Here is a 26403-nt window from a genome sequence, read left to right as displayed (position 1 = left end):
TACAACCATGAAGAAAATCCATTACGCATCTATTATTGCGCTGCTCAGCATAGCGGCTTGCAGCCAGCCAGAGATCAACCACTATCAACTCCGCATCAAGGGTAGTGAATCCATGTATGAAACTTTTCTGGAGCTCAAAAATGATTTTGAAAAACGTCAGGACAGCATCACCATCAGCATAGAGGGAGGTGGTAGCCGCACAGGGCTGATGGCCATCAAAAATCATGAAGCCGAGATTGGGCTCTCTTCGTTTCCTTTTGACCTGGAAAAAACCCTGGGATCCGATCACCATGTGAGTGAGGCGGTGGTTGCTTATGATGCCATTGTGGTCATCACCAACCAAAATAACCCTATTGACTCCCTGAGTGATGAAAGTTTACAAAAAATCTACTCAGGCACCGTCTATGACTGGAATCAATTGGGTGGAAAACCGGGCCTCATCTTACCCATTATCCGGGATGAAAACTCCGGTACGCAGCAATTTTTTGTAGAGCATTTCGGGGTAAAGCAGCTGGCCCCTACTGCTAAAGTAGCACATGATAATGCAGAAATTGTGGCTAAAGTAAGTAGTAATCCCAACGGCATTGGCTTCATTGGTTTTGCGTACTTTACAGAAAGTGTTCACAACATGAAGCTACCCTCTGACAGCACACAGACCCAATTTGAAGCACCCACCCATCGGAATCTGGAAAATGGGAAATACCCACTAAAACGCGGACTGAGAATCTACTACCGGGATACCAACAACCCGGCGATCAGCGGTTTTTTACAATACCTGAAAAGCAAACACGCAGAAGGAGTGATTGAGTCGTTTGGGCTCATCCCGGTGCAGGATAAATCTACAGAAATCTCAGCGGGTCAGCCTCCGCAGACAGGCCCCTGAGCACATCAACAGCACGCTGTGCGTCCCCTGCATCTACAAAAATATGGTCGTGATAATAGCCGGCCATCACATTACAGCTGATGTTGCTTTTGGCCAGGGCTGTGGCAAAGACCGCTGTGAGGCCTACGGCAGCCAATGAGGAATGCACTTTGAGCGTGATCCAGGAAGCCACAAAGTCGTAAGAAATCCCCAGAGCGTCTGCCCGTTTTCTTTCCAGCACCACGGTGGTACCTTCAGCCTCTCTGAACTCACAGATCGTATCTTCCCGGCTGATGCCTGAGAGGCTGGTCACTGAAGCAAACACATACTCCCCTGGCTGCAGCTCCGGCATCATGCTTCTGATCAGGGTGGTCAGGTTGGTTTCTCCAGTCATCCGAATCAGTTAAATAATCCATCTCGTTCCGGTGCCACCGCCACGGCTATTTTAGAATCGGCGGTACCGTAGTACACAAACCACTGACCTTTGTACAAACTCAGTCCCTCGAGGAAGCAAACGTTGTTAACCTGGCCGGTGATCTCATAGTCCTTGTCCGGGGTGAAAAAGTAATCCTCCGCACGCGCAAGAATCTGCTCTGGATGCTCAGGATCAAACAGCACCTGGCCCGCAGAGTAGGTACCATGAGCCAAAGTGGGATCATATCGATCATCCAGGGCATTTCGGCTGTTGTAGATAAGCAAAATCCCATTTTTCGTCAGCATGGCTGGCGGACCGGGTTCCACCAGGTCACTGTCAAACTTTCCCTCACGGGGACTTAGCACCTTGATCCATTCCCCATCGGCATCTTTCACTGGCGTCCATTTAGTCAGGTCGTCAGAGGTTGCCAAAAACAAGTCCGTATCTCCAAAGTACATCCAATATTGACCATTGATTTTCTTTGCCATGAGTCGCCCGTCGCTCATTTCAGATACAATGGACCCCGACTTAGACCAGTGGTCTATGTCTTCCTGCCTGGCAAAAGCAGACCCATATTTTGTCCAATTGATCAGATCATTGGAGGTGGCTAACAGCAACCGGGCCAGGTCTCCATCATACCCCGTGTAGGTCATGATGTAGCGGCCATTTTCATCCTCCACAATGCGGGGATCTTCAGCGCCACCCTCCCATTCATATATTTTAGCTTCATCCTCCTGAGGGAAAAACACCGGCTGAGGGTATCGGATGAAGTGAAGCCCATCCAGTGAATAAGCCAGCCCGATACGTGAGGTTCCGTTGTATCTTCCAACAAAATCCTCCGCACGGTAGAGCAAAAACAGGGTATCATTCCTGACTACAGAGGCCGGATTAAAGACATCCTTCCCCTCCCATTTGACGGTATCCCCTTTGATGGGATCCACAAATAAAGTAGTGGTGTCCGGAGTGAGCACAGGGTTGTTGGCGTCCATCTTGATGAAGCCAGTCAGTTGCCAGTCCGTTGGGACCTTCTGCTCCGGGTTGCACGCAGTGATAAACAGTAAAAGCAGGGTGATTAATGGAAAAATTCGCATAATTTTCAAGTGTCAAACCCCAATTTAACAAAACGAATGCTACAAAAATATAATCCCAAAAACGAAGACATCAAGATCTGGGTGGGTGACCGCCTGATGGATCGCTCAGAAGCCAAAGTTTCCGTATTTGACTCCTCTGTACAGGGCGGAGACGCCATCTGGGAAGGTCTGCGGGTATATAAGGAAGGTGTCTTTTGCCTGGATCATCACCTGCGCAGGATGCGCGAATCAGCCAAAGCACTGGCTTTTGAAAGTGTCCCTTCAGACCCAACCATCGAATCAGCCATCAAAGCTACCCTGCAGGCCAATGGAATGACAGAAGACACCCACATCAGGCTAACCCTTACACGGGGTGAAAAAGTCACCTCAGGAATGGATCCTCGTCTGAATCAAAAAGGGCCATGTCTGATTGTGCTGGCAGAGTGGAAACCGCTTGTTTACGACAATGAAAAGGGTATAAAAGTGATCACCAGCACTCAGCGCAGAAACAACCCGCAATACCTGGATAGCAAGATTCACCATGCCAATCTGCTCAATAACATTCTGGCCAAGGTGCAGGCCAACTTTGCGAACGTGGATGCGGCCATCATGCTGGATCATCAGGGATTTGTGGCAGAGCTGAATGATACGAACCTTTTCATGGCCAAGGAGGGCGTGCTGTATACCCCCTATGCCGATGCCTGCCTACATGGAATCACCCGTGGATTGGTGATGGATCTGGCTCGGAAACTTGACCTTCCGGTTTTTGAAAAAAACCTGTCGCTGGTGGAGTTTTACAATGCCGATGAGGTCTTTGCCACCGGAACCATGGGAGAGCTCACCCCGATTCATGAAATCGACGGACGAAAGATCGAAAACAAGTCGGGACAACTCCTCAGAGGGCGGCTTCAAAAGGCTTTTGCGGAATTGATCCCCACTCTGTGCGAGAAGTTGTGATTAATTCGTATCCACCCAATAATCGGGTCTTTCTAAGGAAGCATTGGGCAGGAGCGTGCAGTTCTTACATATATTGGGGTAATCATACTCAAAGGTGCCGCTGAGATAGGCACAGTCGTCCGAGACCTGGGTGTTGAGGAAATTGGGAAATACTGCTATGCGGGTGGTATCCATCAGCACAGCCTGAAAAAAGCCCTGAACATTTTCGTCTTCCTGATCAGGAATCACATTGCCGTAAGCCACTCCGGGTGGAGTATCGAAGAGAGAGCCTGAGTTTTCCGTCAGAGCCTCTATGCTCCGCATGTATTGAAAATTTCGCTCTGACATGGAGTACTGATACAGCGTGAAGATGTGCTTGATCTGAAAGGATTTGTCGATGGCCCTGGTGATGATCGCTGGCACCTCAAATTCGCTTTTGGTATATCCCACGTTGGTAAACAGGTTGAGGTCTTCGGCACCAATAGGCCGGATGATGTAGCACGGAGGTGGTGTATTGTTGAACGGATCCGGAAAATCTGTTTGGAAAAAGGCATAGGTTTCTTCACCCAACCACGTGAGAAAAATGGGCTCATCATGCTGCTGAAAACGGGTGGTCAGGTGGCATTTCACCGCAGGCACCGACACATCCAGCCCTAAAGTGGAGGTAGTGATCAGTTCCGTCTCCTCCCAGCTGATTTCGTCCTGGCCCTGGTAGAAAGGCATCCGATCCGGCTCGGTTTCATATCTCCTGCCATCTGCCAGTACCACCTCTATGTGATAAGATCGGCCAGGATATCCCTTCACTATATTGGCCGGGCATCGGTAATTCACTTTGGATTTATTATCCTGAATGAAGGTTTGGGCTACAAAATCCTCTCTATTCCCTCCCTCATCCACGAGGGTCACCTGCGCATTGAATACATCTGTGGGTGCTTCACCGGTGAAGGAAGTCTGCTGAATCTTCACATGATAGGGCCCCGGCCCTTGATTGATATATCCCGAAATGACAATCTGCCGGGCCACATCCTTGTCCTCATCCAGAAGATATAGCGTTTCACAAGCCGAAACCAGAACCAAACAGACAATCAAGTGCGTAAAATATTTCATTTCAATACACTTTGGTCCAGTACTCGGGTCGCTCATATGTACTCCCGGGATAGTTGAGGCAATTGAGACAATGGGCATCATACTCACTAAAAGGCTTGCCTATAGTGTACTCACAATCGTCAATGATGAAGCTTATCAGTTCATTGGGAAAAACGGCCATTCGGGTAGTGTCTACAACGGAAGCATGAAAATATCCCTGCACCAGGGCATCGCCCTCTAAAGGATAGATATTACCAACAGCCCTGCCCGGAGGCGAATCAAACAATGACCCGTTGTTCTCCACCAGTACCTTAACACTTTGCAGGTAACTATAGTACCCCTTGGAGATTCCATATTGATAGACCGTGAAGATGTGTTTGGTCAGAAACGAGTCGTCAATGTCCCTGATCCAAAATCCTTCGAAAGTATAGGAAGGTGCCTTATTTTGGAGGTTGCTGAAAAGATTGATTTTCTCAGACCCAAAATACCGGGTAACATAGCAGGGTGGTGGTATGGACCCAAATGGATCCGGAAAATCCGTGGGGATAATGGAAAAACTTTCGGCACCCACCCAGTTGAAATACAGAGGCTCACTGGTCTGAGGGATGCTGGTGGTCATGTCAATACTCACCACCGGCACCTTAAAATCCAGTCCTGTACTGGCCGTGCGTACATCGAGGGTTTCCTTCCAGTTCAGAGAATCAGATGCCTGTAGTGCTGGCATGGTTTCAGGGACAGACCGAAAAACGTGACCTGTGGATAATTTCACTTCGATATAATAACTACCTCCCGGCTCCCCATGGACGGTGTTTCCCGGACACCTGTAGACACCGTCACCCACCTCTTCAAATTCCTCTGAAGGTCCGGTTTCATCGTACAAGATGACACATGCTGCCAGCACATTGGCAGGCAGTGAACCCGTGGCACTGGCCTGGCTTACTTTCACAAAATAGGGCCCACTGGACTGATCGATATATCCGGTGATAATGATGGGCCTTTCAATGTCCTTATCCTCTTCAAAATCATAGGGCTCTTCACATCCCCAAAGGATCAGTACCCCCATCAGCCAACGACTCATTAACTTCATAAAACAGGTAATTCTCATTTGAAACTGACGGTATAGGTAATAGATGGAAATGCCTGACCGAGTACAGTCAGTTTATAGCTGAACGGGATAATGGCCGTGCTAGTCGGCTTTCTGTAGTAAATGGAATAAGCATTGGCCCGACCAAAGAGGTTGTATACTGAAAAGTTCAGCTGATCCTCCCATTTTTTGAAAACCGAATTAAATCCCAAACCAACATCAAAGCGGACATAATCCGGAATCCTGTATTTGTTTCTGGAACTATAGAGTGGCACCACGGCATTGTTGAAGTAATAACTGGATTCCACGCCTGTGAAAGGACGACCACTGTTATAAACCATGTTCACAGAGAAAAAAGCCTTGTCGCCTCCCAGATCACGTTTGGCCACCACGGAGAGGTTATGCCGCTGGTCATAGTTAGACGGGTACCACTTTCCGTCGTTGATTCGCTCTGTCTCAGAAGGTCCATTGACCAGGTTTTCAGATTTGGAAAGTGTGTAAGCCAGCCAACCGGTCCACTTTCCCTTTTGCTTTTCGAAGAGAAACTCCAGCCCATAAGACCTGCCTTGCCCCTGCAGCAATTCCGTTTCGAGGTGATTGTTGAGCAGGAGATCAGCAAAGTCGCGGTAATCGTAAATGTTACTGATATCTCTGTAAAATACGTCCACGGAGTTTTGCCACCTCCGACGGTCATTGGTGAAGCTCATGCCCAGGCTGTAATTAGACGACTGCTGGGGTTCTATATGAAAGGTGCTGACCTGCCACAAATCTATCGGTGTGGCAGAGGTGGTATTGGAAATCAGGTGAAGGTACTGATACACCCGGTTATAACTGGCTTTCAGCGAGATGTTGGGGGTCATCAGAAAATTGAGCCCCACCCTGGGTTCCAGATTGGCATAGTTCACATCTCCGGGTGACACGTGGGCCGTGTCTACGATATTAGTCAGTGATTTTGGTTGATCTAATTCGTAGAGCAAAAATTCATTTCGGGCCAACATAACATAGTAGTTGTACCTGAGCCCACCAGAAAGCGTCAGCTTCCCAAGGGCCCACTCATCGTCTACATATATGCTGCCCAGCACCCCCCTATCCTTTTCTACATGGGCAGGTACCACACCAGATCGGGCTCCCGCCAGACGCTCCTCCGGTTTCTGATGATAGTCTTTGATTTCCAATCCCATGTTGATCTGATGGTTGGTAAAGCCCTCATAGAGAAAATTATCCTTCAGTGAGGTGCTGGCGATTCCATTCTGGACCTCATAGTCCTCTGCCACATCATACTGCCGGTTGTGATAGTCCACATGATTGATCTTCAGTTCATGGAGAAACACATCCGAAATTACATTTTGCATGGTCAGGCTACCCATTACATGGCCCCAGTTGAATTCAAAATCGTCGCTAAAGCGAAAGCGGTCAAAGCTTCTGTAGAACGATAGATTTACTTTATTCCGATCATTAATTCGGTAGCCCAAAATCAGGTTCTGATCATCGAAAACGGCCTTACTGCGCTTCACATCATAATCTTTCATTTGGCCGATCACCCAGTTGGGGTAAGCAAACCTGGCCGCGGCCAGCACAGAAAGCTTGTTTTGAATGATCGGGGTTTCGAAAGACAGCTTGCTGGTGACGGGGCCTACCGTCACAGATCCCTCCATTTGCTCATAGCTGCCTTCGCGCGTATTCACATCCAGCACCGACGATAGTCGTCCACCAAAAGTAGCTGGCATATGCCCCTTGTACAAGGTGAAATCCTTGATGACATCAGAGTTGAAAATGGAGAAGAATCCCAGCAAATGTGAGGAGTTGAACACCTCTGATCCATCCAGGGTGATAAGGTTTTGATCCACCTTTCCGCCACGTACATTGAACCCCGTGGAACCTTCCCCGGCATTGGACACCCCCGGCAATAAGAGTATGGAGTTCACAATATCAAGCTCGCCCATTAGCAGGGGCACGTCCTCAACGTCTTTGATGGTGAGGCGCTCCACTCCGGGGATGGATTTGATCCGATAATCCTCTGCCCGTGCAGTTTTCACTACTTCCTGTAGCTGGGTGAAGGTGCTCTCCATCCGCACGGTCAGGTCAATGTGACGATTGAGGTAAATGGTGTTTCTGTATTCCTTGTACCCCAGATACTGCACGATCAGTGTATAATTTCTCTTGGGAGCAAAGAGTTTGAACTTCCCGTTTAGGTCTGTAGAAGTACCCAACCCGAGCTCTTCCAACAGCACCCCCGCTCCGATAATTTCCTCTCCCCTCTCATCTACTACTGTTCCTGAAAGGTTGAAATCCTGACCGGTAACTGCCAGCTGGCCGATGAGCATGAGCCCGGCGATTAAGAAAAAATACCTCATAGCCTTGAATATAGCTCAGAAACGCAAAAAAGCCACCCCAAACGGGTGGCCTTTTTGAAGAAGTATTAATACAAACGATTGTATATTCTAAATATTTGGAGACCACACACTGTAGCTCTTCGGAGGACACTGAATCTCTACCCAGCCACCACTCTGTGTGGTAGGGTACCAGCCGGAGTGACCTGTGAAATCTTTGATCTGGGTATTGTTCCAGTTGGTAGGTACCCAACGTGTCAGCCAGCTGTTGGAGTTATTGATGTAAACGATCAAACCTGGGTTGCCGCCATAGCCATTTCTACGGGCCAAATACTCATCAGTATCGGTGTATAGAATGCTGGTATTACCAGTAGCCTTTTGGTTATGTATCCAGATCAGATTGTTGAGCTTGTTTTTATCCAACCATGTTTCATAATCCCGATAGAAAATACAGGGGTACCCTTCATGGGTAAGGATGTAGGCATAGGCCAGCATCTTGTTGTAGATTTCATCCGTATCATGATTGGTCACAAAGGTCACCGCTTTGTAAGCATTTCGCTTCCACATCATGTCATCGTTCAGCTTATTCAGGTTGTTACCATCAAAAGCATCATTCATTTTGTAGTAAGCGGCGAAATCGAATACCGAACTATTCGCATTATTTGCCCACCAGTTGAGGTAGTTTACATCCGAATCCCACAGCTCTCCTACTGAGAATCCGCCAACTGCACTGTTCCATGAACTCACTACCCAGGGCTCAAATCCCTTCACATAGTCAAATCTCCAACCATCAAATTTCATGGTGTTTTTGTAGTACTTGGCAACAGCATCTGAGCGGCCCCATAGCCAATCCTGTACGTAAGGCACATCATGACACAGATCAGGGAAGCCACCAAAACTACCGCCATCATTGCTATGTACCCAGTTGGGATGGAAATCATGCTGAGACCGGGGGAACTTGCCTGAAGCTACTCCTGTGAAATCAGTCCACGTGTTGCCACCAGTGTACTGGTTAGCTTCAGACTGTCCTCCACTGTTGTGGTTGATAACAATATCAGCATATACTTCCATGCTCTGACCGTGTGCTGCAGTGATCAATGCCTGAAGCTCTGTTTTTGAACCAAACCGTGTTTCAACAGTACCGTTCTGGTTGTAATTTCCAAAATCGTAGTAGTCTGTAGGATCATAGCCCATCGAGTAAGGACCATTCTGTGCCTTAGAGACAGGCGGCAGCCAGATAGCTTTGATCCCGGCATTGGCCCAGGCAGTAGTCTTGTTCTTCACGGTGTTCCACCATGTACCACCGGCTGGCACATCCCAGTAGAAACCCTGCATCATCACACCTCCGCCGGGTCCGCCTACATACTTGGCGTTGGACTGAGGCTCTACTCCGGTAGAAAACGGACGGCCATCATGGGTGGTCACATCCACCACATTGATTTCATTTTGGGCATCGAGCAGTGCGTTTTCCGCACCATCATCCTCTTCGCAGGACAGCAAAAAACCACCTGCCAAAACGGCAAGCAGCAGACTTAAATGTTTGGTTTTCATCATTCTAAAGGTAGTTTTCATAAGTTGGAAATGGATTAGTAGTTTTTGAATTAGGTTGTTATTAAATCTGGTTTACATTCGGGTAACATTAGTCATAGGAAGCCAGGGCTGTCCGCGACTCAATAGGGTTCATTTCATTATCAAAAGCAAGCTCGAGCTCTCCATATTCCTTGGCCTTCACCACTAGCGTGTATCGCATGATTTCGTTTGAGAGGTCTTTAGTGCTTTTAAACTCTACCACCCTGAATTTTCCAAATCGGTCCTCGACATAATAACTCATCATAAGTGGTAAATCACCCTCATGTATGGTGGATTCAAACAGAGGTCTTCCGCTCTTATTATAAATGGTCTCACGCCGTATCTTATCTTCGGCATAGGTGGCCATGTATCTGTTGGCTCCCTCCATCTCTATTTGCTGCCAGCCCACTGCGAGACTTCCCGGGTGATCAGCATAGTGCCTGGCCACAATATGAGGGAGCACCTCATCCTCAGAAAGTGTCACTCCCTGAGAGAACACCATGATTCCGGAACAGGCAAAGAACAGGGTGAAAAAAATACTTTTGAAGCTCATAGGTAATTGGTTGGTGGATGGGACTTACGTCCCTATATTTCGCTTAATGTGAAAACCAATCTCCTTTAATAAAACGATCCGTTCGCTTCATTTTATAAATTGACACTTTTAAAATAAAGGTTCGTTGTTTTTGAAAAATCAATAGATTGTAGTTTCGAAAATCTTATATTATTGCGAAATCATAATTTCCTTGTCAGCGGTGAACAGAAAGGTAATTTTATGGGGGTTGCTCTGCTGTGTGTGGAGCCTTACTGGTTTTGGTGCGGATGAAGCTCCAAAGTACCACACCACTTTTATTGTGGACGCAGTACCAGCCAACACTCCACATGATGCTTCTATCTACCTGGTCACCGATATAGATGGTTGGGTCACCGATAAGGCAGAGCGAAAATTTCAAAGATCCCCTGATGGCACACTTGTCCTGCACCTGCTCCACAGCAGTGATACGCTCCAATATAAAATCACCAGAGGCACATGGAGTTCTGTAGAGGCTCGCAAAAACGGACGTGCAAGACCAAACAGATTACTGATCAGCACGGCATCTGAGCAAACGGTCCACATGACTGTAGAGTCGTGGGAGGACATCTCATCTCACTCCTACACCATCTACATGTATTTTCTCATCATTGCAGCCATTCAGGGCCTGCTGCTGGTAGTGGCGATCAATACCATTCGCAACCAAAACAAAACAGCCAATTCAATATTGAGTGTCCTGCTGGTTCTCATCACCATTTCGGTACTGGGCAGGGCCTCCACTTTTGATCCTGATGTATTCAATTGGGAGCCAAAATTGCTCTTTGTTCCGGAGCTGATCCTATTTACCTATGGACCCATCTTCTATCTGTACATTCACAAGCTGCTGGTCATAGAAGTCAAATGGTCCCGAATTTGGCCCCAGTTCATTCCGTTTCTCGTGCAGTTTGCCCTTTACCTGCCTTACCTGGCGCTGGAGCGGCAGACTTTTATCTACAAAGTACTGGACAAAGAGCTCTTCCCCTATTTCGCCATCACCGGTGTACTGGCCCTGCTTTTCAATAGTGCCTACTGGATCATCTGTAAGCGAATCCTCGCGGGTTACAGCACACAGGAGCACCTCAACGAGAAACAAAAAAAGTACCTGCGATTTTTGGACTATGTCTTAAACATCAAAGCCATCTATCTCGGCCTGTGGCTCATCGTGGTGGTGATCTACGTTTCGGGGCGGATTTTGAACACGGATCTCCTTTACATTTCCGAAAACCTCATAGACGTACTCTGGCTGCTCTTTTCACTCATCATCTTTGCTTTGGCTTACTATGCCGTGAAGCATCCGGAAGTGCTCCGGGAGAAAAAGAAATATCAGGATCAAAAAATTAATCAGGATGAGATCTCCAGCATCAAAAACAAACTGATCAAACTACTGGAAACCGATCAGATCTATCTGAAACCGGAACTCACTCTGGAAAGTATGGCCCACATGATCCCTACCGCCTCGCATACGCTCTCCCGGGTGATCAATGAGCAATTTGACCAGCACTTCACCGAACTGATCAATACTTACCGTGTAGATGAATTTATCCGAAAAGTGGAAGCTTCAGGTGACTCGGCGTCCTTTTTGGAGATTGCCTTCAGCGTGGGGTTCAACTCCAAGCCCACATTCAACAGGGCCTTTAAGAAAATCAAAGGGTGCACCCCACGCCAATATTTCAAAGAAGTCCATTCCTCTGACGATCGGCATTAAGTACTTAGGATTTCCTAATTTAGCCATTCCAAAAACAGTTTGATGCTCTATTTCTTTCAGCCCAAAACATCAGAAGGGGTATTCCATCTCTCAGATGATGAGTACCAGCATTGTGTAAAAGTGCTCCGCAAAAAAGCAGGGGATGAAATAGGCATCTTCGATGGCAAGGGAATGGCTTATCAAGCGGTGATTACGTCCATTACCGGAAAGCTTTGTGAATTTGAAATCACCCAAAAAACGCAACTGGAGCCGCGCCCCTTTTACAATCACATCGCCATTGCTCCTACTAAGAATACTGACCGGATAGAATGGTTTGTAGAGAAAGCGTGCGAGCTGGGTGTAGATGAGATCAGTTTTGTCCTTACTGACAACTGCGAAAGGAATAAGATGCGGACTGAACGGCTGGAGAAAAAAGCCGTGAGTGCTCTCAAACAATCCAAAAGTGGATTTCTGACGAGGATCAATCCCATGGTCAAACTGAAGGATTTCCTAAAAGCCGATCACAACGGACTAAAATTCATCGCAGTGGTGGAGCCGGATTTGCCTTATCTCTCCAACGAACTAAAATCCAGTCAGAAGGTCATCACCCTTATCGGGCCTGAGGGTGACTTTTCGAAAGTGGAAGTAACCGAAGCGTTGAATCAGGGATTTCAAAAAATAAGTCTCGGAAAGAGTACACTTCGCACAGAAACTGCCGGCCTCATGGCCGCCCATATGGTGAATGTGGTGAATGAATATTAAAAACTAGCGGGCCACCCACTGATAGGTGGACTTCACACCACCAAAGTACCGGTCGAATTTTAGTCTGAGGGAGGTCACCTCTTTCACTATTACATAATTCACCTCTCCGTTCTCAAAAAGGAGTGAGTCTGTGAACACATTCGTATTTGAGGCAGATGAGCCCGCTTCTGAAGCCGTCATTTCGCCATAATATAAAGTATCCGGCACCTCACAGGTAGTGATCTGATATACGTCGATGGCTGTAGTCCCCTGGTAAACATGTAGCTCCACCGCATTGGCACAGCCTTCAATGCTCTGAGTCTGGCCATCTACCTCTAAACCTGCGAGGGCCCAAACCTTGTCTTCTCCTCCGGATATCAGACGCTCCACCTGGTAGCCATATAAGCCGGGTGGATAATAGGTCTCATCTTCGCAACCCATCAGGGCTATGAAAAATGTCATCCAAAGGAGTAGCGTTCTTTTCATATTTATTTACCGAATTTACCCTTGAGCATCGCCAGTTTGGCTTGCAAGTCTCCTTCCGGTTCTTTTTCTTCTCTCTTTTTACGGTCCTGTTTAGGTGCCGACTTACCATAAGGGTCCGACTTCATGGAAAGTGAAATCCGCTTTCTGGGCACATCTACCTCCAGCACCGTCACCATCACCTTTTGCTGCAGTTTCACCGCCTTGGTGGGATCAGACACAAAGCTATCCGAAAGATGACTCACATGTACCAGACCATCCTGGTGCACCCCTACATCCACAAACGCCCCAAATTTGGTGATATTGGTAATGATACCTGGAAGTTTCATACCCACAGACAAATCTTTGATTTCATGCACATGGTCTGCAAATGCGAAAGTCTCGAACTGCTCACGAGGATCACGCCCCGGCTTGGCCAGCTCCGCCAGAATATCCTTCAAGGTAGGCAAACCAAGATCGTCAGATACATACTTTTTCAAATCGATCCTGCTCCTCAGGTTTTGATCTTTTACAAGATCCTCCACCGTACAGCCCAGGTCCTTGGCCATGGTGTACACCGTATTGTAGCGTTCCGGATGCACGGCACTTTCATCCAGTATGTTTTTAGCCCCCTTGATCCTTAGGAAACCTGCCGCCTGTTCAAATGCTTTATCTCCAAGTCGGGGAATGCTTTTCAGATCCTCCCGACTTTTGAATGCCCCATTTTCGTTTCTGTGCTTGACAATGTTTTCAGCCAGCTGTGGCCCCAAACCAGATACATAAGTCAAAAGCTGCTTGCTCGCCGTATTGAGCTCTACCCCCACGCCATTCACACAACTCATTACAGTATCATCCAAAGAATGCTTCAGGGCATTCTGATCTACATCGTGCTGATACTGTCCTACACCGATGGATTTGGCATCTATCTTCACCAGCTCCGCCAATGGATCCATCATTCGGCGGCCGATACTCACCGCTCCACGTACGGTAAGGTCATAATCTTTGAACTCTTCACGAGCCACCTCCGAAGCGGAGTAAATAGAGGCTCCACTTTCGTTGACCATGGCCACGATGATACTGGCGGGTAAGCCTATGCCCTTCACAAACTGCTCTGTCTCCCGACTGGCAGTTCCATTGCCTATGGCGATGGCTTCTATGTTATGCTTCTGACACAGGGCACCGATAATGGCCGCAGAAGTATGAATGTCTTTTTGGGGCTCATTGGGATAAATAGCCGTATGTTCCAAAAGCTTCCCCTGACGATCCAAACACACCACTTTACACCCCGTCCTGAAGCCCGGGTCTAATGCCAATACTGCTTTTTGTCCCAGTGGAGCGGCCATTAGGAGCTGCTTGATGTTATCTACAAATACCGAAATAGCCTCGGTATCGGCAGCTTTCTTGCTTTCCATCCGTGCCTCGGTCTCTATACTCGGCTTGATGAGTCTTTTGTATGAATCTTTGAGGGCTGTAGCTACATGTTCAGCCGCGGCATTGGAGCCCTGCACAAACTGTCGGCTTAACCGATCAATGGCTGACTCTTCAGGCACAAATGTGTCCATAATCAGGATTCCCTCCCGCTCACCACGACGGATGGCCAGTAGTCTGTGAGATGGGATGGTCTTCAATGACTCCTCCCATTCGAAGTAATCTTTGTACTTCTGGCCTTCTACCTCTTTTCCCTTGAGTACTCTGGAGCTAATCATCCCCTCGGCCTTAAACAGGTCTCTGATCTTCTGTCTGGCCTCCGCATCCTCACTGATCCACTCAGCCATAATATCCCTGGCACCCTGTAGCGCGGCATTCACATCTTCCACACCTTTCTCCTCACTGATGTATTGCTCCGCTTCCTGCTCAGGTGATACATTTCCCTGCTGCCACAATACTTTGGCCAGGGGCTCCAGTCCCTTTTCTTTGGCTACGGAAGCTTTGGTCTTTCGCTTGGGTTTGTAAGGAAGATAAAGGTCTTCCAGGGCAGCCATCGTTTCAGCAGCTTCTATTTTCTTCTTTAGTTCGGGAGTCAACTTTTCCTGCTCTTCTATGGACTTAAGAATCGCCTCCCTGCGTTTATCCAAATCCCTTAGCTGGGCCAGTCGATCCCTTACCGCCGCCACTTCTACTTCATCCATGGTACCTGTGAGTTCCTTCCGGTATCGGGAAATAAAAGGCACAGTGGCACCCCCATCCAATAGGGTGGTGGTGGCTTCTACAAAGCGGGGTTGTAATGAGAGTTCCTGGGCTATCTTAGCAGCGTAATTGATCATGTTGTTGTTTTATAATTGATGTTTTCAAAAGGAGAAAACATTCGGTAATTTTTGTTCTAACGTAATTCGTTTAGGCGTGGTCCCGACAATCGGGCGCCAAAAATATCATTTCTCTGATTTTATCAGAAAGATTGCGTTAGATAAATGAGAATATTTTCAGAAGCAGAAAAATGAGCAAGAAATCTTACAGAAAAGAACTGATAGAATGGACCATTATTGTGGTAGTGGGTCTGACACTTTATGTCACCGGACTGCATACCGAGGTGATCGGACAAATTCAGCGGGTGGTTCTGGCCACAGGAATCATGCAGCCCGAGGCAGATGATGAGAAGGCAACAGCCAGCTACGATCTCAGGCTTTCTAATATCGCCGGCAAACCAGTCAGTTTTTCAACCTTTCGGGGCCAAACGATCTTTCTTAATTTCTGGGCGACCTGGTGTCCACCATGTATTGCGGAGATGCCAGACATAGAAGACCTCTACCAGAAAATGGGGAAGGACGTGACCTTCGTGATGATCTCACTGGATGAAGATCGGGACAAGGCCCGGAGGTTCGTTGACAGAAAAGGATTTGAGCTCCCGGTATACTTCCTGGAGTCTCCACTGCCCTCACCGTACAACCCCAGCTCCATCCCCACCACCTATGTCATCTCTCCGGATGGTCAGGTAGTGCTCACCCGCCACGGCATGGCTAAATATGACACGGAAGAGTTTAGGGCATTTCTCTCCACACTCACACCGAAGTAGTTAGATGGTTTTCTTAAAGCCCACCCCTTTGGAGATCTCTGACCAAGCCAGGTCCTCAAACTCGATCCTGACCAGCTCCCCGGGAGTCATGTCTCCAAAGTTGGCACTTGTGAGGTAATCATAGAGGTAGGAAATGCCGGGGTTATGACCAATGATCAATATCACGCTATCTGCTTCATCCTGTTTGGTGATCAGTTCGAAGAGCGTGCGCACTGAGGCTTCATATATTTCCTCCATGTAATGCACCGGCAATGTGTAATCCAGTTCTTCAGTGAATATCTCGGCTGTTTGCTGGGTTCTGTTGGCGGTACTGCAGTACACTTTGTCAGGATAAAAAGACTTCAACTTCATGGCCTGACCCAAAGACCGAAGCTGAATCACACCATTCACAGTCAATGATCGGTCAAAATCAGATCCCTGGAAACCATACTCGGCCTGTCCGTGCCGCAATAAATAAAGATTCTTAACCATTTCGATTTTTTTTGGTTAACTCACCAGCTAAAGCTAAAGAAACCTTTAAACCCAGAAGGTGCTATTCTTTAGGTAATTAATAAAATTTCAAGATATTTACCACCTTAAAAAATCTGAGCATGGCAAAAAACCTGGTAATAGTAGAGTCTCCGGCAAAAGCAAAAACGATAGAAGGGTATTTGGGTAGCGATTACCAAGTGAAGTCATCTTACGGTCATGTAAGAGATCTCCCCAAAGGAGATAAGGCCATAGACATTGCCAACGGCTTCAAACCCACCTATGAGGTTTCAGCAGATAAAAAGGAGGTCATCAGAGAACTCAAGAAATTGGCGAAGGCAGCTGAGACCATCTACCTCGCGAGTGATGATGACCGTGAAGGAGAGGCCATTTCCTGGCATTTGAAAGAAGCACTGAACCTCAATGACTCCAATACAAGAAGAATTGTTTTCCGTGAGATCACCAAAAATGCGATTCAAAACGCAATACAGAATCCTCGGGGAATTGATATAGATCTGGTCAATGCACAGCAAGCCAGACGAATTCTGGACAGATTGGTAGGTTTTGAGTTATCCCCTGTCCTTTGGAAAAAAGTACGCCGGGGATTATCTGCCGGTCGGGTACAGTCCGTGGCTGTCCGCATGGTGGTAGAAAGAGAGCGTGAGATAGATCAGTTTGAAGCTCAGTCTAGTTTCAAGATCTCGGCCTTGTTTGACCTGGATCAGGGAAAAGTGCTTCAGGCAGAATTGGGCAAACGCTTCAAAACTGAAGCAGAAGCACAGGCTTTTCTCAATCTTTGTACGGGTGCCGATTTTGAAATCAGTAACCTGGAGACCAAACCGGCCAAGAAAAGTCCGGCTCCTCCGTTTACCACTTCTACACTCCAGCAGGAGGCCAGTAGGAAACTGGGCTACTCAGTGTCCTATACCATGTCACTAGCGCAAAAGCTCTACGAGGCGGGTAAGATCTCTTATATGAGAACTGACTCTGTAAACCTGTCACAAGAGGCCATCGCTAGTGCGAATTCGGAAATATCCGGCTCCTATGGCAAAGACTTTATTCAAAACCGGTCTTACAAAACCAAATCGCAATCTGCACAGGAAGCTCACGAAGCAATTCGTCCTACAGATTTCCATGTGCAGTCGGTGAGTGCGGGCTCGGCAGAAGGCCGACTTTATGAGCTCATATGGAAGCGGGCTATCGCCTCGCAGATGGCTGATGCTCAGCTGGAAAAAACAACCGCCACCATAAGTATCTCCACCACCGACGAAGTGCTCGTGGCACGTGGTGAAGTGATCAAGTTTGAAGGATTCCTAAAAGTGTATCTGGAGTCCACGGATGATGACGAAGACGAAGAACAAAAATCGATGCTCCCGCCCCTGGCTATAGGGCAGAAACTGGACCTACAGCAAATGCTGGGTAAAGAAGGTTTTACCAGACCTCCGGCCAGATATACTGAAGCCAGTCTGGTGAAGCAGTTGGAAGAAAAAGGAATCGGCCGACCGTCTACTTATGCCCCTACCATCTCTACCATACAGAAACGTGAGTACGTCATCAAAGAGTCACGGGATGGCAAGGAGCGACAGTATGTGGAGCTGGTACTGGCCAAAGGGCAGATCAACAAAACCACAAAAACGGAAATGACCGGGGCAGAGAAAAACAAACTCTTCCCTACCAATATTGCCATGATCGTCAACGATTTTCTGGTAGAACATTTCGAAAATGTAGTGGATTACTCTTTCACCGCAGATGTGGAGAAGGAGTTTGACGACATAGCCAATGGCACCAAAGCCTGGGAGCAAATGATCCAGTCATTTTACGGCAAGTTTCACACGAAAGTGGAAAACACCGATAGTCTGGAACGTGCGGATATCTCTGCGGCGCGGGAGCTGGGCACAGACCCTAAGACCGGCAAAAACATCTACGCAAGGATGGGCAAATACGGCGCTTACGTGCAGTTGGGGGAATCACCCGAAAAGGAAGATGACGAAAAACCACAGTACGCCAGCCTGAAGAAAGGTCAGTTTCTTGAAAATGTCACCATAGAGGAAGCCCTTGAACTTTTCAAGCTACCTCGTAACCTGGGTGAGTTTGAAGACAAGGTGATGACTGCAGCCATTGGTCGCTTTGGTCCATATATCCGCCACGATGGCAAGTTTGTCTCCCTTCCAAAAGAGATGGATCCCCTCACGGTGACAGAAGAAGAAGCCATAGAGCTGATCCTGGCTAAGCGGGAAGCAGATGCCAACAAGTTTATCAAAACCTTTGATGAAGACCCTGAAGTGCAGGTACTCAATGGTAGGTATGGAGCTTATATCAAGTTTGGGAAGAAGAATGTGAAAATCCCGAAAGACAAGGTACCTGAGGAGCTTACCTATGCCGAGTGTAAAGAACTGGCAGACAAAACGCCCGAGAAAAAAGGCCGGGGTGGCGGAGCCAGGAAGAAAAAATAATCATAGACAAAAAACACAAAAGGGGCTCCTGAAAATTTTCAGGAGCCCCTTTTTTATAAAGTTGACCGAATCTACTTACACGTAGTTGTTCAGCATCACTGGCATCACCAGCAAAAGAATGTCTTCGTTTTCGTCTTTCTCTACAGGTAGAATAATACCTGCTCTGTTGGGTGCGTTGAGTTTCAAGGTGATCTCTTCCGCGTCCATATTGTTGAGCATTTCGATCAAAAACTTGGCATTGAAGCCAATCTCAATATCCTCTCCGTCATGCTCACAAGACAACCGCTCACTGGCTTCGTTGGAGAAGTCCAAATCCTCAGCAGAGATCAACAATTCACTACCTGTGATCTTCAACCGCACCTGATGAGTGGTCTTATTGGCGTAAATGGCAATCCGCTTCAGAGAGCTCAGGAGCTCACTCTTGTTGATGTTCATCGCATTCTCATTGTCTGAAGGAATCACGTTCTCGTAATCCGGGAATCGCTCATCGATCAGTCGGCATATCATCTTCACATTGTTGAAGCTGAAGAATGCATTAGAAGCGTTAAACTCAAGGTTAACGTTGGTATTTTCAGAAGGAAGTGTAGACTTCAAAAGCGTCAGGGCCTTCCTTGGAATGATCATATTGTGCGCCATATCAGAGGCAATATCCACTCGTCGGTATCTGATCAGTCGGTGACTGTCCGTAGCCACAAAGGTGGTATTGGTCTCATCCAGTTTGATGTATACCCCTGTCATTGCAGGTCTTAGTTCATCATTGCTGGTGGCATAGATGGTGCTGTTGATGGCCTGGGCCAGTACGCCCGATGACATATTCACCGCATACCCATCAGACACTGTAGGAATCTTTGGGAAGTCCGTTGCGTTCTCGCCACTTAGCTTGTATCTACCGTTATCCGAATTGATCTCTATGCTATAAGTATCCGCATCGATGGAAAAGGTCACCGGCTGCTCAGGCAAGTTTCTGAGTGTCTCCAAAAGAATCTTGGCAGGAATGGCAATACTTCCATTCTCCTTAGCTTCCACTTCCAGCTCAGTGATCATGCTTGTCTGAAGATCAGATGCAGTGATCGTCAAAGTACCATCTGTGATTTCAAAAAGAAAATTCTCAAGAATAGGCACCACGGGATTAGTTGTGATCACACCATTGATGGCAGAAAGTTGCTTAAGCAGATAAGATGATGATACTATAAATTTCATGGATTCACGATTTCAATTGGGCGTCAAATTTAACCCGAAATTGTCATTGGAAAAAAATATACCGGAGAATTGGTTTCCCTAATAATAATCTTTCGATTGAATGGTCCCTCAATGTGGTCTGGGTCCTATTTTTTATACTTAAAATCCTCCTTTTTCAATAAAATCTCCTTCATTCGCCTGTCATCTACCACCAGCATGGATCCTTCATAGGTCATTAGCAGATAAAAGCGATCTCCGGATAACTTCGGAAAAATGTCTATAACCACAGGTGCCTCCTGATTGATGGCCTCAATGGTGAGGGTAGCAAGTGGTGGCATTTTAGCGAGACTGTCGTATTTTTCAAACCGACCGGCACTCAACCATTCGTTGGTCTGAAAGAGTTGAAACAGGTTGAGATAGTTGACCACTGCATTGGAGTCAATGGGGGCAATGTCCTCTACTACAAAGAAGTCCTTGTCGAAATTGATGGTAAAATCCGAGTCATCTGACTGTTGATAATCCAAAGTCAGTTTTTGAATTGTCCTCCAACTGGCATCCACCACCAGGCGATCGCGCCATTGGGCAGGCTTCAGCTCGAAAAGTCCCCCCAGGTACTCATTGTATCCAGGGATGTGTACCTCATAAACCTCCTCACTTCCGGTCAGTGCAAAATAGGTCTTGGTCTTGGTAGGATTTCCCCAAACCCTGAAATTCAACGGGTTCGCCCCCCCTACAGCTACTTCAATACCTTCTTCGGGCTCTATATCCACTGGTTTCTTCACTTTCACCCTCGTCAGGATGGAAAAGAGCAGCTGCCGAACAGACGGGTCAGCAGGATATTGATCATTCACACGCCATTTTCCCGTGTTTTTGGATAATGCCACTCCCTCACCGATCTGGATATTGCTTATTCCCGCAGTATCTGCCAGTATGAATTTGTTTTCGTCAAAAGAGACACCCGTTCGCTGGCTTCCCAAAAAGAAAAACAAGACATTGACCAGCAGCAGTCCCATAAAAATCACCAACAGATTACGATTATGTGTTGTCATGTTAGTACTTGTTTCTGCGTTTTCTCCAAATCATCTTGAGCACCCCAAAAAGCAACAGCAGCACGATGGGAATCACCAGATTGATGACCTGCCATTTGGTACGTTCCTGCTTCACTTTCACTTTGTCCAACGGGCGAATCTTCACCTCTTTGGCCCGGGTCTCCACCAGCCCGTCCTCGTCCACCAGATAGTCTATCAGGTTCATAAGCATGGCCTCATTGGCATAGGTCTTCTGACTATAGGGTTCCACTCCCAAAGGCAGCGGCTTGCCATCTTCCAGGCTCAGCTCATTGCGTACCAGGTCTCCATCTGCAATGACCACCACTTTGTTTTTCACCCCATCTTCTACCATCTCTTCCTTTTTGAATCCTTGAGGTGGAAACCGATTTTTATAGAGCGAGGTAAACGTTCCTTCCAGTAAATAGCCCACGGTTCGTGGCCCACTTTGAAATTTCTCAGGCATCAGGTCAGACTGCAGGTCATTGAAACTCACAGTGACCGGCGCACCCATCACTTTACTATGGGCAGAAGTCATCAGCAAGGGAATCTTCTCCACACCCACGGCTTTCACCGTGTCAATCGTAGAAGCAAAGCGAATCATCACCGCGTCCATGTTTTTCACCACAGGATGTTTGCCATAGTTGGTAATGATGGGGAAGTACGGCCAGGGCAGCATGCGTATTTGGGCCTGATCGCCCAGGTTTCCTGCCACCACCGGAAAGTCACCACAGTTGAGGTCGGCTACATAGTTTTGATTGATGCGCACCCCATATTTGAAAAGTAAATCCGCCAAACGGGTATCATATGGAATGGCCACCGTGCCATCACCTGCTGCACTGTCCATATTTACACTTAGGGCATCCAGAAAGAAAGCAACGCTTCCACCCTTCATCACAAACTGATCCAGTAGATACTTCTCCCGGTCAGAAAATGCAGTGGTAGGCTTGGTCACCAGCAGCAAATCATAACCAGTAATCGGCGTGGTGCGAGTGGGCAGGTTCACCCTAAACAAATCATATTTGGTAAGAACGAGGTTATTCAATCCGGCCAACTGACTGGTATCCGGCTCGTTGTGACCGGTAATCAGCCCCACCCTTTTGCGGCCAGTCCCAGCCAACTGCTGCAGGGCATTGGCAAACTCATACTCCAGTCCCTCGATGGACTGGTTGATAATCTCTTCCGGCCCACTGGCCCTGTTACCTTTCAGCAGATTAAGAGCGAGTTCCCGGCCGCCGTAGGAAATAATCGCTCCCGGAAAGATCAGTTTCTGAGTGCTCTTGCCATCGATGGTATAATTAAGATTGGTAGGCTGCAGGCCCTGATTGATCAATCCCTGGAAATACTGGTTGCGGGCACGGGTGCTCGCTGCTTCTCCCGGGTCCACGAATTTCACATCAAAATTCACATCCGTATAAATGGCGAACTCCTCCAGCAATTCACGGATCGACTTTTGAAAACGAATGAAATTAGCCGGTAGCTCCCCCGCCAGGTATACCTCCACAATCACATCTGCATCCAATCTTTTTAGTAGGTTTCTGGTAGGATCAGAAATACTGTACCGGTTTTCCTCAGTCATATCCAGGCGAAATCGATAGCGATCTGCTATCTGAAAAAGCAAGACAATAATCAGTACCCCTATGCCCAGGTGCAACCACAAACCCAATCTGTAACCACTTTTCCTCATTTTCCGAATCCCAGGGTTAATTGTGTAAATAGCAACATCAGAGCCATCAGGCTCCCGAAATAGACAACATCCTTAAAATCCAGCAAACCGCGACTGATAGACGTATAATGCGCCATAATGCCCAAATCAGCGATGTAATAGGACCAGTCTGCCCAGAGGTTGATCTCCGCTACGGCATCAAATCCGGCATAAAAAAAGAAACACAGAAAAGCCGCCAAAATGAAGGAAACAATCTGGTTTCCCGTAAGGGCTGAGGCCAGGATGCCTATGGCCGTGAAGACACCTCCCAGAAACACTAGGCCTATATAGGAGCCGATGATTCCTGGTGTATCCAGGTTGCCAACCGGGTTGCTGAGATAACTCAGCGAGTAGTAATAGATGATGGTGGGCAGCACCGAAAACAGGACTAGAAAAAATCCGGCAAGGAATTTTCCCATAATGATCTGAGAATCCCTGAAGGGCAGCGTCTGCAAAAGCTCAATGGTTCCGGAGCGCTTCTCTTCGGCAAAAGATTTCATGGTGATGGCTGGGATCAAAAACATAAACATGTATGGCCCCAGGCTAAAGAGCGGCTCCATGCTGGCATAGCCATAGTCGAGCACATTGGTATCCGGAAATACCCACATAAGCAGGCCGATTCCTATGAGAAAAACCCCGATAACCACATAGGCAATCAGGGAGTCCAGAAATTCATTGACTTCTTTTAAAAAAATGCTGATCATGCTTCCGTCTTTTGCGTTAAGCGATGAAAAATTTCTTCCAGTGACTGCTGTGATTTGGTGAGGCTCACCAACGGCAAGTCATTTTCGGAGGTGAGCCGAAGGAGCTCCGCCCTCAGGTCTGAGCGATCAGACTCAATCAAATAGGCGCTGGCCCCAAAAGGCTGAGGTTCGAAACCGGCTCGTATAAACACACTCTGATCTACGGGTTGCTCAAATTCGATGATTATTCCATTGGTATGATTGAGCCCTTCTTTGAGCACAGATAGCTGATCATTGGCCACCAGCTCACCACGATCGATGATCACCACATGGTCGCATATGGCCTCCACCTCCTGCATGATGTGGGTGGAAAGGATCACCGTTTTGTCCACACTAATGTCTTTGATCACCTGACGAATTTCCAAAATCTGATTGGGATCGAGGCCCGATGTGGGCTCATCCAGAATAAGTACTTTGGGGTTGTGAATCAAGGCTTTGGCCAAGCCCACTCGTTGGCGATACCCCTTCGAAAGGGCACTGAGTCGCTTGCCTCGCTCCCGCTGCAGTCCCACGAGCTCAATCATTTCGTCCACCCGCTTGCCTGCGCTTTTCAGTCCATAAGCACTGGCTATGAATCGCAAAAACTCCCTGACATACATATCCAGATACAGGGGGTTGTGCTCCGGCAAATAGCCGGTGAGTGCCTTGGTTTGCAGGGGGTGATCTGTCACATCCAGCCCTTCTATCAGCACCTGACCAGCTGTAGGCCGGATATACCCGGTGGCCATTTTCATGGTGGTGGACTTTCCTGCACCATTAGGACCCAAAAAGCCGGTAATTCGCCCCTTTTCAGCTTCGAAAGAAATATCGCTGACTGCCCGCTGTGTCCCGAAGACTTTTGTTAAATGCTGGATAGATACGGCCATAGATTTTACTGCTTGCCTTTTGGTCTGAGTGGTCTGAGTTCCAAATCTACAGGAAGATAATTAGGATGTGTATTTAAAAGATCAATCACCGACTTAGCTACGTCTTCCGGGCGCATCATGTTGTCATTGGCGGCTATGGAATCTATCTGATCGAAGAATCCGGTCTTGATGCTCCCCGGATAAACATTGGTGACTTTGATGCCCCAGTCCCGCAGCTCCATCATCAGGGAGTGGCCAAACCCGCGCACTGCGTGCTTGGTGGCTACATAACCGCTCATGTTTTTCACGCCATTAAGACCGGCAATCGAGCTGATATTGACGATATGGCCCTGATCCATCTTTTTCATTTGGGGCACCACCATTTTGGTACAGTACATCAGGCCGTGTACATTCACATCAAACATTCCTTTCCAGTCTTCCACATTCAGTTCGTCCACGGGCCCCATCACCCCATACCCGGCGTTATTGATGAGGATGTGAATCTCTGACCCCATGCGGGAAACGGACTCCCGATAGGCACTGGCCACCGAATCAAAATCCGCCACATCAGTTTCTATAAAATGAAAGTGGTCATCCATCAGCTCCGGCTGAGACCTGCTCCAGCCGGCTACCTCCACGCCTGCATCCAGTAGCTGCCGGGCCATTTCCAATCCTATTCCTTTACTCACTCCTGTCACTATGGCTCTCTTACCCTTCAAATGCTCCATTCTCCTGTTTGATTTTAACTAAACGCAATATTGTTGGTTTTTATTCTTATCTGAAACAGTCGGGGGGCATTTCTGTTTTAGGAGCAACCTACCAATATTCGAATATGCGGGAGATCTTGCCGTCACTGAATTCAAAAAGAGTCATGGCTGGCTCACCATCCTTAACGCCAGCCTCATCTTTCTCTACAAATATTCTGTAAACGGTGACAGCATTCAGCCCGATGATTTTATTAAGTATTTTTATATCGGTAACATCCCCGTTGTAGCCTCCATTTTCTTGATTCCTTACATATCCGTTATATAAATCCTCTCGTGTGTAGACCCCTCCGTATTTTGGATGAACATAGGTAAAGTCATCTGCAAAAAGTTCAAACACCTTGTCAATATCCTCGACAGTCGAATTGGCCTGAAATACTTTGATGTTTAAATCATAATATTCAATCACCATGGCATCCAGCGAGTCCATATGTGCTTTTGTGACATTCTGAGCAGTCACTTGATGCATCGATAACGAAACCAAAAAGGCTATATAGACCAGTATTTTCAAATATATTTTCATAATTTATCTCAACTTAAATCGCCAAAAAAGCAGAACAATCGCCTATAAATCAGCATGATAGGGGCCTTCATAAGGACATTTGATCAATCTCCTGAAGCAATCTCTCAATCTCCGTGTTTTTGCTTTCGATCTCGGTATTATACTTGTTGGTTCCTTCATCAATAGATTTCTTAATTAGAACGTAGGTTGCCAGTCTGATCCTGGTATACTCCATCAACTTCCTTACATACCTGACATACGATTCTTCCAACTCGTAATGTTGTATTTCTTCCAGGAGTTGAAGGTTTGTATTCCAATAAAAGATTCCCTCGTCCTCAACTACCCTGATAAGGTCTTCTCTGGATACGGTATTCGGATCCATTCGATAAATTTTTAATGCCTTATCTTCATTAATAGCTATTTGCTCCATTTTTCGATGGATCTCCGAGTCGACTTCAGCAGACATTTCCGGGGAGGTGAAAATATAAACAGCGAAAACACCTACCAACACCAGCATCCAGAGTAATCCAATGCCTGTGGCTTTCCAGTTAGATTCAAATTGTCTTTCCTCCTCCTTGTATCTTTTTAAATCTTTTCCCTGAACTAGCTCCACAACCCCATAAATTATCAGCGTGTAAATAGCCGGAATTAATTGATTGGGGATTTTATCAACGATATCCTCTGGTAGCATGAACAACGGGATAAAAGTAGCAGCAGTCAATAGTATACCAAGAATGATCGAAATCAGCGCCTCTGTCTCCTTTCCCAGAGCCCGAAAGTTCTGTCGAACCAGATAGCCAGCGGCGAGTGGGCCGCCCAAAAAAGTGGCTATGGAAATCCCCTTTTGAGTAAATAATTTCTTGTCTTCTTCCATTTCAATG

Annotated in this window: 24 protein-coding genes; 6 read left to right on the top strand and 18 right to left on the bottom strand. The window is 47.2% G+C overall.

Annotated features, from left to right (window positions below):
• The first annotated feature begins 7 nt into the window (after window positions 1-7).
• A complete protein-coding gene (locus ACHKAR_RS13245; RefSeq protein WP_395417749.1) occupies window positions 8-883 on the top strand; it encodes a substrate-binding domain-containing protein in 876 nt (291 codons plus the stop codon).
• Here ACHKAR_RS13245 and ACHKAR_RS13240 read toward each other — a convergent pair.
• Together ACHKAR_RS13240 and ACHKAR_RS13235 are read right to left on the bottom strand one after the other, a co-directional pair.
• Window positions 840-1256, bottom strand: a complete 417-nt coding sequence (locus ACHKAR_RS13240) for an ACT domain-containing protein (RefSeq protein WP_395417748.1) — start codon at window positions 1254-1256, stop codon at window positions 840-842. The genes ACHKAR_RS13245 and ACHKAR_RS13240 overlap by 44 nt on opposite strands.
• Before the next feature lie 5 nt (window positions 1257-1261).
• Window positions 1262-2368: a glycoside hydrolase family 130 protein gene (locus ACHKAR_RS13235; RefSeq protein WP_395417747.1), complete on the bottom strand. Its 1107-nt coding sequence runs from the start codon at window positions 2366-2368 to the stop codon at window positions 1262-1264.
• A 36-nt stretch (window positions 2369-2404) separates the two neighbouring features.
• On the opposite strand from ACHKAR_RS13235, the gene ACHKAR_RS13230 reads away from it, so the two are divergent.
• Window positions 2405-3304, top strand: a complete 900-nt coding sequence (locus tag ACHKAR_RS13230) for an aminotransferase class IV (RefSeq protein WP_395417746.1) — start codon at window positions 2405-2407, stop codon at window positions 3302-3304.
• Here ACHKAR_RS13230 and ACHKAR_RS13225 read toward each other — a convergent pair whose 3' ends face one another.
• The 5 genes from ACHKAR_RS13225 to ACHKAR_RS13205 all read right to left on the bottom strand — a co-directional run bounded on the left by ACHKAR_RS13225 (window position 3305) and on the right by ACHKAR_RS13205 (window position 9905).
• A complete protein-coding gene (locus ACHKAR_RS13225) occupies window positions 3305-4390 on the bottom strand; it encodes a DUF4249 family protein (protein WP_395417745.1) in 1086 nt (361 codons plus the stop codon). It lies immediately after the preceding gene.
• Window position 4391: 1 nt separating this feature from the next.
• Window positions 4392-5474: a DUF4249 family protein gene (locus tag ACHKAR_RS13220; RefSeq protein ID WP_395417744.1), complete on the bottom strand. Its 1083-nt coding sequence runs from the start codon at window positions 5472-5474 to the stop codon at window positions 4392-4394.
• A complete protein-coding gene (locus tag ACHKAR_RS13215; protein ID WP_395417743.1) occupies window positions 5471-7807 on the bottom strand; it encodes a TonB-dependent receptor in 2337 nt (778 codons plus the stop codon). Before ACHKAR_RS13215 ends, ACHKAR_RS13220 begins: the two co-directional genes overlap by 4 nt.
• Window positions 7808-7894: 87 nt before the next feature.
• A complete protein-coding gene (locus tag ACHKAR_RS13210; protein WP_395417742.1) occupies window positions 7895-9337 on the bottom strand; it encodes an alpha-amylase in 1443 nt (480 codons plus the stop codon).
• Window positions 9338-9422: 85 nt separating this feature from the next.
• The gene (locus ACHKAR_RS13205; protein WP_395417741.1) at window positions 9423-9905 is read right to left on the bottom strand and encodes a hypothetical protein; all 483 of its coding nucleotides are present in this window, start codon (window positions 9903-9905) and stop codon (window positions 9423-9425) included.
• 199 nt (window positions 9906-10104) lie between these two features.
• On the opposite strand from ACHKAR_RS13205, the gene ACHKAR_RS13200 reads away from it, so the two are divergent.
• Both ACHKAR_RS13200 and ACHKAR_RS13195 read left to right on the top strand, forming a co-directional pair.
• Window positions 10105-11625: a helix-turn-helix domain-containing protein gene (locus tag ACHKAR_RS13200; protein ID WP_395417740.1), complete on the top strand. Its 1521-nt coding sequence runs from the start codon at window positions 10105-10107 to the stop codon at window positions 11623-11625.
• Between the two features lie 42 nt (window positions 11626-11667).
• Entirely contained in the window at window positions 11668-12366 is a 699-nt protein-coding gene (locus tag ACHKAR_RS13195; protein WP_395417739.1) for a 16S rRNA (uracil(1498)-N(3))-methyltransferase, read from the top strand.
• Window positions 12367-12369: 3 nt separating this feature from the next.
• Here the strand turns inward: ACHKAR_RS13195 and ACHKAR_RS13190 are convergent, their stop codons facing one another.
• Together ACHKAR_RS13190 and ACHKAR_RS13185 are read right to left on the bottom strand one after the other, a co-directional pair.
• Window positions 12370-12831 (bottom strand): hypothetical protein, encoded by a 462-nt coding sequence (locus ACHKAR_RS13190; RefSeq protein WP_395417738.1) that lies wholly within the window; start codon window positions 12829-12831, stop codon window positions 12370-12372.
• Window positions 12832-12833: 2 nt separating this feature from the next.
• Window positions 12834-15071 (bottom strand): Tex family protein, encoded by a 2238-nt coding sequence (locus ACHKAR_RS13185; protein ID WP_395417737.1) that lies wholly within the window; start codon window positions 15069-15071, stop codon window positions 12834-12836.
• A 170-nt stretch (window positions 15072-15241) separates the two neighbouring features.
• Between ACHKAR_RS13185 and ACHKAR_RS13180 the strand changes: the two genes are divergently transcribed.
• On the top strand, window positions 15242-15817 hold the full coding sequence (locus ACHKAR_RS13180; protein ID WP_159584846.1) for a TlpA family protein disulfide reductase: 576 nt from the start codon (window positions 15242-15244) through the stop codon (window positions 15815-15817).
• Here the strand turns inward: ACHKAR_RS13180 and ACHKAR_RS13175 are convergent, their stop codons facing one another.
• A complete protein-coding gene (locus ACHKAR_RS13175; RefSeq protein WP_159584847.1) occupies window positions 15818-16288 on the bottom strand; it encodes a SixA phosphatase family protein in 471 nt (156 codons plus the stop codon).
• 119 nt (window positions 16289-16407) lie between these two features.
• On the opposite strand from ACHKAR_RS13175, the gene topA reads away from it, so the two are divergent.
• The gene (gene topA / locus ACHKAR_RS13170) at window positions 16408-18738 is read left to right on the top strand and encodes a type I DNA topoisomerase (RefSeq protein ID WP_159584848.1); all 2331 of its coding nucleotides are present in this window, start codon (window positions 16408-16410) and stop codon (window positions 18736-18738) included.
• A gap of 75 nt (window positions 18739-18813) precedes the next feature.
• Here the strand turns inward: topA and dnaN are convergent, their stop codons facing one another.
• The 8 genes from dnaN to ACHKAR_RS13130 all read right to left on the bottom strand — a co-directional run bounded on the left by dnaN (window position 18814) and on the right by ACHKAR_RS13130 (window position 26396).
• Window positions 18814-19938: a DNA polymerase III subunit beta gene (gene dnaN / locus ACHKAR_RS13165; RefSeq protein WP_159584849.1), complete on the bottom strand. Its 1125-nt coding sequence runs from the start codon at window positions 19936-19938 to the stop codon at window positions 18814-18816.
• 125 nt (window positions 19939-20063) lie between these two features.
• A complete protein-coding gene (locus ACHKAR_RS13160; protein WP_395417736.1) occupies window positions 20064-20966 on the bottom strand; it encodes a hypothetical protein in 903 nt (300 codons plus the stop codon).
• 1 nt (window position 20967) lies between these two features.
• Window positions 20968-22650 carry a gliding motility-associated ABC transporter substrate-binding protein GldG gene (gene gldG / locus ACHKAR_RS13155; protein ID WP_395417735.1) on the bottom strand — a complete coding sequence of 561 codons (1683 nt, stop codon included), beginning with the start codon at window positions 22648-22650 and terminating at the stop codon, window positions 20968-20970.
• On the bottom strand, window positions 22647-23372 hold the full coding sequence (gldF, locus tag ACHKAR_RS13150) for a gliding motility-associated ABC transporter permease subunit GldF (protein WP_395417734.1): 726 nt from the start codon (window positions 23370-23372) through the stop codon (window positions 22647-22649). Before gldF ends, gldG begins: the two co-directional genes overlap by 4 nt.
• The gene (locus ACHKAR_RS13145) at window positions 23369-24277 is read right to left on the bottom strand and encodes an ATP-binding cassette domain-containing protein (protein WP_395417733.1); all 909 of its coding nucleotides are present in this window, start codon (window positions 24275-24277) and stop codon (window positions 23369-23371) included. Before ACHKAR_RS13145 ends, gldF begins: the two co-directional genes overlap by 4 nt.
• Before the next feature lie 5 nt (window positions 24278-24282).
• Window positions 24283-24984: an SDR family oxidoreductase gene (locus ACHKAR_RS13140; protein ID WP_159584854.1), complete on the bottom strand. Its 702-nt coding sequence runs from the start codon at window positions 24982-24984 to the stop codon at window positions 24283-24285.
• A gap of 88 nt (window positions 24985-25072) precedes the next feature.
• Entirely contained in the window at window positions 25073-25543 is a 471-nt protein-coding gene (locus ACHKAR_RS13135; protein ID WP_395417732.1) for a nuclear transport factor 2 family protein, read from the bottom strand.
• A gap of 67 nt (window positions 25544-25610) precedes the next feature.
• Window positions 25611-26396 (bottom strand): hypothetical protein, encoded by a 786-nt coding sequence (locus ACHKAR_RS13130; protein WP_395417731.1) that lies wholly within the window; start codon window positions 26394-26396, stop codon window positions 25611-25613.
• Between the last annotated feature and the right edge of the window lie 7 nt (window positions 26397-26403).

Origin of the sequence: Marinoscillum luteum (assembly GCF_044005705.1) — a bacterium.
GTDB classification, from domain to species: domain Bacteria; phylum Bacteroidota; class Bacteroidia; order Cytophagales; family Cyclobacteriaceae; genus Marinoscillum; species Marinoscillum luteum.
This window is presented reverse-complemented; position numbering and strand designations above follow the sequence as displayed.

Coding starts and splice junctions, on each gene's coding strand:
- ACHKAR_RS13130 (WP_395417731.1), bottom strand. CDS start 26,396: ATGGAAGAAGACAAGAAATTATTTACTCAAAAGGGGATTTCCATAGCC.
- ACHKAR_RS13225 (WP_395417745.1), bottom strand. CDS start 4,390: ATGAAATATTTTACGCACTTGATTGTCTGTTTGGTTCTGGTTTCGGCT.
- ACHKAR_RS13220 (WP_395417744.1), bottom strand. CDS start 5,474: ATGAGAATTACCTGTTTTATGAAGTTAATGAGTCGTTGGCTGATGGGG.
- ACHKAR_RS13185 (WP_395417737.1), bottom strand. CDS start 15,071: ATGATCAATTACGCTGCTAAGATAGCCCAGGAACTCTCATTACAACCC.
- ACHKAR_RS13160 (WP_395417736.1), bottom strand. CDS start 20,966: ATGACAACACATAATCGTAATCTGTTGGTGATTTTTATGGGACTGCTG.
- ACHKAR_RS13180 (WP_159584846.1), top strand. CDS start 15,242: ATGAGCAAGAAATCTTACAGAAAAGAACTGATAGAATGGACCATTATT.
- ACHKAR_RS13195 (WP_395417739.1), top strand. CDS start 11,668: ATGCTCTATTTCTTTCAGCCCAAAACATCAGAAGGGGTATTCCATCTC.
- ACHKAR_RS13210 (WP_395417742.1), bottom strand. CDS start 9,337: ATGATGAAAACCAAACATTTAAGTCTGCTGCTTGCCGTTTTGGCAGGT.
- ACHKAR_RS13215 (WP_395417743.1), bottom strand. CDS start 7,807: ATGAGGTATTTTTTCTTAATCGCCGGGCTCATGCTCATCGGCCAGCTG.
- ACHKAR_RS13140 (WP_159584854.1), bottom strand. CDS start 24,984: ATGGAGCATTTGAAGGGTAAGAGAGCCATAGTGACAGGAGTGAGTAAA.
- topA (WP_159584848.1), top strand. CDS start 16,408: ATGGCAAAAAACCTGGTAATAGTAGAGTCTCCGGCAAAAGCAAAAACG.
- ACHKAR_RS13190 (WP_395417738.1), bottom strand. CDS start 12,831: ATGAAAAGAACGCTACTCCTTTGGATGACATTTTTCATAGCCCTGATG.
- ACHKAR_RS13245 (WP_395417749.1), top strand. CDS start 8: ATGAAGAAAATCCATTACGCATCTATTATTGCGCTGCTCAGCATAGCG.
- ACHKAR_RS13175 (WP_159584847.1), bottom strand. CDS start 16,288: ATGGTTAAGAATCTTTATTTATTGCGGCACGGACAGGCCGAGTATGGT.
- ACHKAR_RS13230 (WP_395417746.1), top strand. CDS start 2,405: ATGCTACAAAAATATAATCCCAAAAACGAAGACATCAAGATCTGGGTG.
- ACHKAR_RS13135 (WP_395417732.1), bottom strand. CDS start 25,543: ATGAAAATATATTTGAAAATACTGGTCTATATAGCCTTTTTGGTTTCG.
- ACHKAR_RS13240 (WP_395417748.1), bottom strand. CDS start 1,256: ATGACTGGAGAAACCAACCTGACCACCCTGATCAGAAGCATGATGCCG.
- gldF (WP_395417734.1), bottom strand. CDS start 23,372: ATGATCAGCATTTTTTTAAAAGAAGTCAATGAATTTCTGGACTCCCTG.
- ACHKAR_RS13235 (WP_395417747.1), bottom strand. CDS start 2,368: ATGCGAATTTTTCCATTAATCACCCTGCTTTTACTGTTTATCACTGCG.
- dnaN (WP_159584849.1), bottom strand. CDS start 19,938: ATGAAATTTATAGTATCATCATCTTATCTGCTTAAGCAACTTTCTGCC.
- gldG (WP_395417735.1), bottom strand. CDS start 22,650: ATGAGGAAAAGTGGTTACAGATTGGGTTTGTGGTTGCACCTGGGCATA.
- ACHKAR_RS13145 (WP_395417733.1), bottom strand. CDS start 24,277: ATGGCCGTATCTATCCAGCATTTAACAAAAGTCTTCGGGACACAGCGG.
- ACHKAR_RS13205 (WP_395417741.1), bottom strand. CDS start 9,905: ATGAGCTTCAAAAGTATTTTTTTCACCCTGTTCTTTGCCTGTTCCGGA.